This window comes from uncultured Mailhella sp., assembly GCF_905187505.1.
GTDB lineage: Bacteria > Desulfobacterota > Desulfovibrionia > Desulfovibrionales > Desulfovibrionaceae > Mailhella.
The window spans coordinates 1-7,450 of the sequence record NZ_CAJJIC010000121.1; the positions used below are offsets into that span (position 1 = coordinate 1).

Below are 7,450 nucleotides of genomic sequence, written 5' to 3' on the forward strand. Positions count from 1 at the left end.
GAACGCGTGTCGCATACGGGGCAAGGAAGATTTTTTTCATGGTGAAAAATTTAAAATTAAAGAAAAAAAACATTATATAATACTGTCAGTTTTTTTTATGCAGTAAAAAGCCGTCATCATGACGGCGCTTCTTCGGGCGGAACATCCGGGCCCGGAGACAAAAAAAGCGCCGTCGCTCCAGAGGAGGACGGCGCTTTCAACATGCCGGATTATTTGATGATGGATGTTTTGACGGGGGAAAAGGGCGTCGACTTCGCCCGGCGGTTTCGTCCGTCGGCTTCGTCCGGAGGCGCGCCCGGCGGACGAGGCCGACGCGCGCTTCAAGGTTCAGCGCACTCTGGCGGCGGCCCAGCAGTCGGACACTTCTGCGGCGCGGCGCGTGAGCACGGCAAGTTCCGCTTCGGGCATGAGTCCGGCGAGGCTGCGGCCCGATCTCCAGCGCGCGCGGATGAAGGTGGAGCTTATGTCGAGTCGCGGCACGGGCAGGAAGGTGCACATGCCCCCGCCTTTGAGGTTCACGGTTTCGCGGCCCAGGGGCACGTCGCAGTCCGGCGGAATGCTGCCGGGCCAGAAGGCGCGTATGCTTTCATGGAACACGCTGCCGTCGTCGCCGTTTCGGGGCACCATGACGAGGTGGGCGAAGTGCGGCAGTTCCAGACCGTGCTTCCAGGTGTCGAGGGCGGCGAAGGATTCCGCCCCCATCATGAAGAAGGGAAGCGGCTCGCCCTCATGACGGCGGGCCCATTCGCGCAGGGTGCGCCAGGTATAGGAGGGACCGTCGAGCTCGCCTTCCAGCGTTTCCACGCCGAGGAAGGGAATGTGCCCCACCGCGGCGCGCAGAAGATCGACGCGCAGTCCGAAGGGCAGCAGGCCCGCGCTTTCCTTGTGAGGGGGCGTGGCGCAGGGCATGAGCATGACGCGCTCAAGGCCCAGCGCTTCGGCCACTTCTATGGCGTGGCGCACGTGCCCGTTGTGCACGGGATTGAAGGTGCCGCCGAGCAGGCCGGTGCCGCCCATGGCTACTTCCTCACCTGACCCTGACCGAACACCACGAACTTGGTGGTGGTGAGCTCCTTCACGCCCATGGGCCCGTAGGCGTGGAGCTTGGACGTGCTGATGCCTATTTCCGCACCGAGACCGAGCTGTCCGCCGTCGTTGAACCTTGAGGAGGCGTTCACGGCCACCATGGAGGCGTCGGCTTCGCGCAGGAAGCGCATGGCGTTCAGGTGATTGGTGGTGCAGATGATTTCCGTGTGGTTGGAGCCGCAGCGGGCGATGTGGGCAAGCGCCTCGTCCATGTCGCGCACCACGCGCACGGCAAGAATGAGGTCGTGGAACTCGCGGCCGTAGTCGTCGGGCGCGGCGGGCGCGGCGGAGGGGCCGAGCAGCGGCAGGGAGGCGGCGTCGGCGCGGAAGCTCACGCCCGCATCGCCGAGCTTTTCTGCCACCATGGGCAGGAAGGCGGCCGCCGCCTTTTCGTGCACGAGCAGGCACTCGAGCGCGTTGCACACGCCGGGACGCTGCACCTTGCCGTTGTATACGATGTCAAGAGCCTGCGGAAGATCGGCGCTTTCGTCGATGAAGGCGTGACACACGCCCTTGTAGTGCTTGAGCACGGGCATGGTGGCCTGACTCGTCACCGCGCGCACCAGCGACTCGCCGCCGCGGGGAATGAGCACGTCCACGTATTCGTCGAGGCGGCACAGCTCGGAAACCGCGTCGTGGGAGGTGATGTCGATGAACTGCACCGCGTCCGCCGGAAGAGCGGCCGCGTCGAGGGCTTCGTGCAGAAGATTCGCGAGCGCCACGTTGGAATGGAGGGCTTCGGAGCCGCCGCGCAGCATGACCGCGTTGCCCGCCTTGAGGCACAGAATGGAGGCGTCCACGGTCACGTTGGGCCGCGCCTCGTACACCATGGCCACCACGCCGAGCGGCACGCGCATCCTGCCCACGAGCAGACCGTTGGGCCGCTGCCACTGGGAATCCATGGCGCCCACGGGATCGGGCATGTCGGCGACGTAGCGGCAGGCTTCGGCCATGTCCGCCAGAATGGCCGGCGTGAGACGCAGTCTGTCCATGCGCGGAGCGTCGAGACCCGCGCGCCGGGCCGCGTCGAGATCCTGAGCGTTGGCGTCAAGAAGCGCGCTTTCCTTTTCCTTTAAAAGAAGGGCCAGCGTTTCCAGCGCGCATTTTTTCGCCGCGGGACTTGCCGCCGCCATGCGCCGGGACGCTTCCCTGGCCTTTCGTCCGGCTTCCCGCACGGCTTCGCGTATGTTTCTTTCTTCCATTGTCCGCATCTCCTTGCAAAAAAAAACTGCGTCAAGCATACGGATCAGCCGCCCCCGAGTCAAAGCCTAATGTGTCGGGCGAAGGGAAGAAGCGCAAAAAAGACGCGTGAAAAAGACGTGCGGAACGCCGCGTCAGAACACGCAAAAAGCCGCCCGTCACGGCGGACGGCTTTCGGAGTCCGGCCGTTTTTTTCGCCTGCCGTTTGTCCCGGCAGACGGGGGACGGTGCAAAAAAAAGCCGCCCGGCAGGAGAGCCGGACGGCGGATCGGCCGCGCTTCGGGAAAGTCCCGGCAGGGGCGCGGAAGACGTGTTTGAAAGAAGCCCCGGAAGGGAAAGAGCCCGGCCGACGTTTAAACGCGCCGCCTCGACGTTTGGGGAAAGAGCCGTGCAACGGTTTCCCGGAGGCCTGCGCGTCTCCCGGGACCCCGACGTGGCGGCCACGCGGCAGGCGGAACTTCCTTCCGCCGACGCGCGCGGAGCCGGTCTCGGGCGGGAAGACTGACGGTGCGGAAGCGTTCCGGCCGGGGGAGCTCCCTCCCCCGGCGTGGAGCCAGGCTGCTCTTCCGCGCTAGAACTTCCAGCTTATGCCCACGTTGACGCTCTGATCGCTTTCGTGCTTCGAGGCCTGCATGCCGTAGTTGAGGCCGAGGGCGAAGTTGCCCTTTTCGGCCTGAACGCCGACCGTGCCCGCCCAGCTCGTGGAATCCATGATGCGGGTGTTCACGCTGTCGGCAACGTGCGTGCCCGCGTAGGAGACCTTCGTCGTGCCGTTCTTGTCCCCGGCGGCGGGGATGACCGACACGTCGAGCAGCGGCGTGACGTTCCAGCCGGAGACGTCCACGCTTTTGGACAGGGTCACGCCCACGGGGAACTGCACGATGTCCTGCCTGTCGGAGGCCACGGAATTCACCGTGGAACCGTTCGTTCTCACCTTGTGGCTGTCGGTCGAGAGCGAGGTGTAGCGCACGCCCGCGTGAGGCGTGATGTCCGCCACGCTCGTGGATATGCGGTACTCGCCGCGCAGGTCGGCCACGAACGCGGTGGTGTCCACGTCGGCGCGAAGCGGCCCCACGTGCATGGAGGAGGGCAGATTCAGAGTCAGATCGTGGGTGCCGATGGACCAGCCCGCGCTGGCCGTGACGTTCAGGTTGCCCGGATTCCAGCCAGCGTACAGGTTCACGCCGCCGAAGCCGTAGGAATTGCTTGCGCTCGAGGCAGTGCCGCGGGTTTCGGACTTGCCGCCGCCTCCCGCAACGGACACCAGCGCCCTGTCCGGCGCGTTCTGGCCCCGGGCCAGGGTCACGTTGGCGAGCGTGGCGCTTGAGGTTTCGTCCACGGAGAGAGAATCGTCCAGCGCGATGGCGGACTTGTCGGTGAAGACCACGTTGCTGTGATTGCTTATGCTGCCGGCAAACGTGCCCTTGACGTACAGGTTTTCCGCGCCCTTGGAGCCCACGCTGTCCATGACGAGGTTGTTGTTCGTGCCCTGCAGGCTGATGAGGCCCTCGACGCGGCTCTTGTCGCCTTTGAGATTGATGGTGGCGTTGTCGGTGCCGGTCACGAGAATGGCCGTGCTCTTGTCGTCGGCGGCTATCGTGCCGGTGTTGGTGAAAAATTTTTCGTTGTAGGAAGCGTCGTTTTTGTCGTTCGTGATGACCACGCCCGCGCCGCCGTTGGAAACGAGAATGGTGCCGTTGTTGGTCACTTCGCCGCGGGCCGCGTTTTCCTTGCGGTAGTAGATGCCCACGCCTGCGGCGTCTTCCACGGAAATCATGCCGTTGTTCACGATGGTCTTGGCGTCGGAGCCGGAATTGTCCGCCATGGCGCTGCCCTTGCGCACGGCAATGAGCCCTTCGTTGAAGGCCTTGCCGTCGGGGTTCACGCCCATGCCCTTGGTGGCGGAAGCCGTGGTGCCGTCCACATAGATGTAGCCGTGGTTGGTCAGCGTGAAGGCCGTGCCGTACTGACCGCCCATGGCTTCGGCGTAGCCGCCTTTTTCCGAGGCCATCACCCACACGGAGCCGTGATTTTCTGCCGTGGGATTGTTCTTGTCGGCGTATACCAGCGCGGGAGTGTCGGCGCCGTTGGCCACGCCCAGGACACGCCGGTCTGTTCCTTTTTGAGATTGTGGGTGAATTCCGCGGGCGGGCCGACGTCCGGCACGCCGCCTACCACGAAGTCGGGATATTCGGGCACATGGTCGAAGAACTTGCTTTCAAAGCCCATGGCCAGCGAGCCGAACACGTTCAGAAGGCGGCATTTCTTCAGCACCGCAGCGTAGCGGTTGATGAGATTGCCCATGGCGTTTCTGCTCAACATGATTGTCATGCCTCCGTGAATGAGTTTTCCCCGCGCCTGCGTTTCTCCGCTCCTTGCCGGAGAGGGGAAACGCGTTGCGGGACTTGAGTTCCGAAAAACGGCAGCGCCTTGAAAATTCATGTTTTTCAGGTATCTGCCCCTTGTGAAAAAAAGCGAATACCATGGAGTTATATTAAAGGCCAGCAAAAAATAGCTGTTTTAAGAGTTGGAAAGGAAATTTAATGCATTGTCAGAAAAATGAAAGAAATAAGGAGGAAAAAGTGTCGTTATGTGACTGTGGTCATATGCTGATGACGCTTTTTGATGCATGAGTGAACTTTTTTTTCCGCCGTTTTTCATTCAATAAAAAAGATTTGAAGGAGCAATGGTTGCACGATAAATTTTTTATTGGTGACTATAAAAATGATTTGAAGGAAGAAACGCACGACATAAGTTCACTATTCATGAATTGTTGAATAATTGAACAGGGACGCATGACGCGTGGAAGGGACGTTTCGGGAGCGCGCTTTTTCGGAGAGCTTTGCCGGAAGGAGAGGGGAGGGCGGAGAAGTTGCGGGGAAAGCGGTCTTTTCGGCTTTCGGGGCTTGACGGGGAGGCGCGTTTTTTTCATGCTTGAATCATGCTGCTGTACGTTCATGTTCCGTTCTGTCGGCGCAAGTGCCGGTACTGCGCCTTTTATTCCGTACCTGTCGGTTCGGGGGAGGCGCTGCGGCTGTGGGCCGACGCGCTGGCCGCGGATCTGCGCCGCCGGGCGGAGGAGCTGGGGCATCCTGCGGTGGAGACCGTGTTTTTCGGCGGCGGAACGCCGAGTCTCGTGCCGCCTTCCGTCATGGGGCGTCTGCTGGACACGGTGGCGGAATGCTTTTCTCTGGATGCCGGCGCGGAAATAAGCATGGAGGCCAATCCCGATTCCGTGGATGCCCTGCGCGCGGCGGGCTTTCGCGCGGCCGGGGTGAACCGCGTGTCCCTGGGGGTGCAGGCGCTGGACGACGCGTTTCTTGCCGCCGTGGGCCGCGTGCACGACAAAAGGGGCGCGCTGAAGGCCTTCGACGCGCTGCGTGAAGCGAAGTTCGACAACATAGGTCTCGACTTCATGTGGGCGCTGCCCGGCGAGTCGCTTGAAAGCTGGAAGGCGCAGCTTGCCGAGGCCGTGGCCCTCGGCCCCGAACATTTTTCCTGCTACGGCCTTACCCTTGAGGAGGGAACCCCGCTTTACCTTTCCCGGCACGCGCTCGCCCTGCCCGGTGAGAATGAGTCCGCCGCCATGTACGAGGAGGGCGGAGCCCTGCTGGAGAGCGCAGGTTACGAGCAGTATGAAATTTCCAATTTCGCCAGCCCGGGACGCAGATGCCGTCACAACGAGGGCTACTGGCTGGGCAGGGAATATCTCGGCGTGGGCCCCTCGGCCGTGAGCTTTCTCGGCGGCAGACGCATAAGCCAGCCCGCCGATCTCGACGCATGGAGCACTGCGGTAAGGGAAAACCGTGAGGCCGGAACCGTGGAGGAACTCAGCTTCGTGGAACGCGTGGAAGAGCTGGTCATGCTGCGACTGCGCATGTCCGCCGGACTGGATACGGAGGAATATCGACGCACCACGGGCCGCGACTTCGTCGCCGACAACCGCGGACTCATCGAAGAGCTCAAATGGCGGGGCATGGCCCGCCTGGAAGACGGTCGCTTCTCCCTTACCCGCCGCGGAATGCTCGTGTCCAACGCCGTCATCGAACAGTGCTTTGAACGCATCCCGCAACAACCGGAGACTACGGCATGAATCAGCATACTTCTTCAGGCGGAACCGTCACGGGCCGCTTCGCCCCGAGCCCTACCGGACTCATGCACCTCGGCAACGCCTGGTCGTTCTTCCTGGCCTGGCTCGGCGCCCGCGCCTCGGGCGGCCGCGTCATCCTGCGCCACGAAGACATAGACCCCGACCGCTCCCGCACCGAGTGGATGGACGCCATGGAACGCGACCTCTCCTGGCTCGGCCTCGACTGGGACGAAGGCTCCTCCCACGGCCTGCACGCCCCCTATCACCAGAGCATGTGCGGCCCCCTCTATGAACGCGCCCTCGATGCCCTGAAGGCAAAAGGCCTCGTCTACCCCTGCTACTGCACCAGAAAGGAACTGCGCATGCTGGCCGGCGCCCCCCACGGCGCCTCGGACGGCCTCGGCGATGCCGGAGCCGCCTACCCCGGTACCTGCCGACACCTTACCCCGGAACAGCGCGCACAAAAGGAGGCCGAAGGCCGTCATCCCGCCCTCCGCCTTCTCTGCCCCGACGACGACGTGGAATCCTTCAATGACCTCGTCCTCGGCCCCCAGAACATCCCCCTCAAAGACTGCGGCGGCGACTTCGCCCTCCGGCGCTCCGACGGCGTGTGGGCCTACCAGCTCGCCGTCGTCGTGGACGATGTCCGCATGGGCGTCACCCAGGTCGTCCGCGGCGAAGACATACTCCTCTCCACCCCGCGACAGCTCCTGCTCTACAGACTCCTCGACGCTCCCCCCCCATCCTACGCCCATGTCCCCCTGCTCTGCGACGAAAACGGCGAACGCCTCGCTAAACGTCACCACAGCCTCAGCATCGCCGCCCTCCGAGAAAAAGGCTGCTCCCCAACCTCCATCATCGGGTTCTTCGCCAAAGTCGCCGGCCTCCAGCCCGATCCCTCCCCCGTCTCCCCCTCCAGACTCGCCGACAATATCATGCGCGAAGGACCCTTCCCCTGGCACGCCCTCCCTAAAGGCTCCCTCATCATCCCCCATAACGCCCCCGAAGCCTGGCTGTAACACACAGAAAACACAGAAAACGCAGGAAAGGCAGAAAAGACAGGAAAGGCAGATC

At 62.9% G+C, this 7,450-nt stretch carries 6 protein-coding genes; 2 read left to right on the forward strand and 4 right to left on the reverse strand.

Going from position 1 to position 7,450, the window contains the following annotated elements; all coding sequences use genetic code 11:
- Positions 1-327: 327 nt before the first annotated feature.
- From nadD to QZZ60_RS09585, 4 genes are all read right to left on the reverse strand, one after another.
- Positions 328-1,017 carry a nicotinate (nicotinamide) nucleotide adenylyltransferase gene (gene nadD, locus QZZ60_RS09570; protein ID WP_295640876.1) on the reverse strand — a complete coding sequence of 230 codons (690 nt, stop codon included), beginning with the start codon at positions 1,015-1,017 and terminating at the stop codon, positions 328-330.
- 2 nt (positions 1,018-1,019) lie between these two features.
- Entirely contained in the window at positions 1,020-2,288 is a 1,269-nt protein-coding gene (locus tag QZZ60_RS09575) for a glutamate-5-semialdehyde dehydrogenase (protein WP_295640877.1), read from the reverse strand.
- A 569-nt stretch (positions 2,289-2,857) separates the two neighbouring features.
- Positions 2,858-4,381, reverse strand: a complete 1,524-nt coding sequence (locus QZZ60_RS09580; protein WP_295640879.1) for an autotransporter outer membrane beta-barrel domain-containing protein — start codon at positions 4,379-4,381, stop codon at positions 2,858-2,860.
- The gene (locus QZZ60_RS09585) at positions 4,297-4,608 is read right to left on the reverse strand and encodes a hypothetical protein (protein WP_295640881.1); all 312 of its coding nucleotides are present in this window, start codon (positions 4,606-4,608) and stop codon (positions 4,297-4,299) included. Before QZZ60_RS09585 ends, QZZ60_RS09580 begins: the two co-directional genes overlap by 85 nt.
- A gap of 619 nt (positions 4,609-5,227) precedes the next feature.
- Between QZZ60_RS09585 and hemW the strand changes: the two genes are divergently transcribed.
- Both hemW and gluQRS read left to right on the forward strand, forming a co-directional pair.
- Positions 5,228-6,379 (forward strand): radical SAM family heme chaperone HemW, encoded by a 1,152-nt coding sequence (hemW, locus tag QZZ60_RS09590; RefSeq protein WP_295640883.1) that lies wholly within the window; start codon positions 5,228-5,230, stop codon positions 6,377-6,379.
- Positions 6,376-7,395 carry a tRNA glutamyl-Q(34) synthetase GluQRS gene (gene gluQRS, locus QZZ60_RS09595; RefSeq protein ID WP_295640885.1) on the forward strand — a complete coding sequence of 340 codons (1,020 nt, stop codon included), beginning with the start codon at positions 6,376-6,378 and terminating at the stop codon, positions 7,393-7,395. The genes hemW and gluQRS overlap by 4 nt, the downstream gene beginning before the upstream one ends.
- Positions 7,396-7,450: the final 55 nt, after the last annotated feature.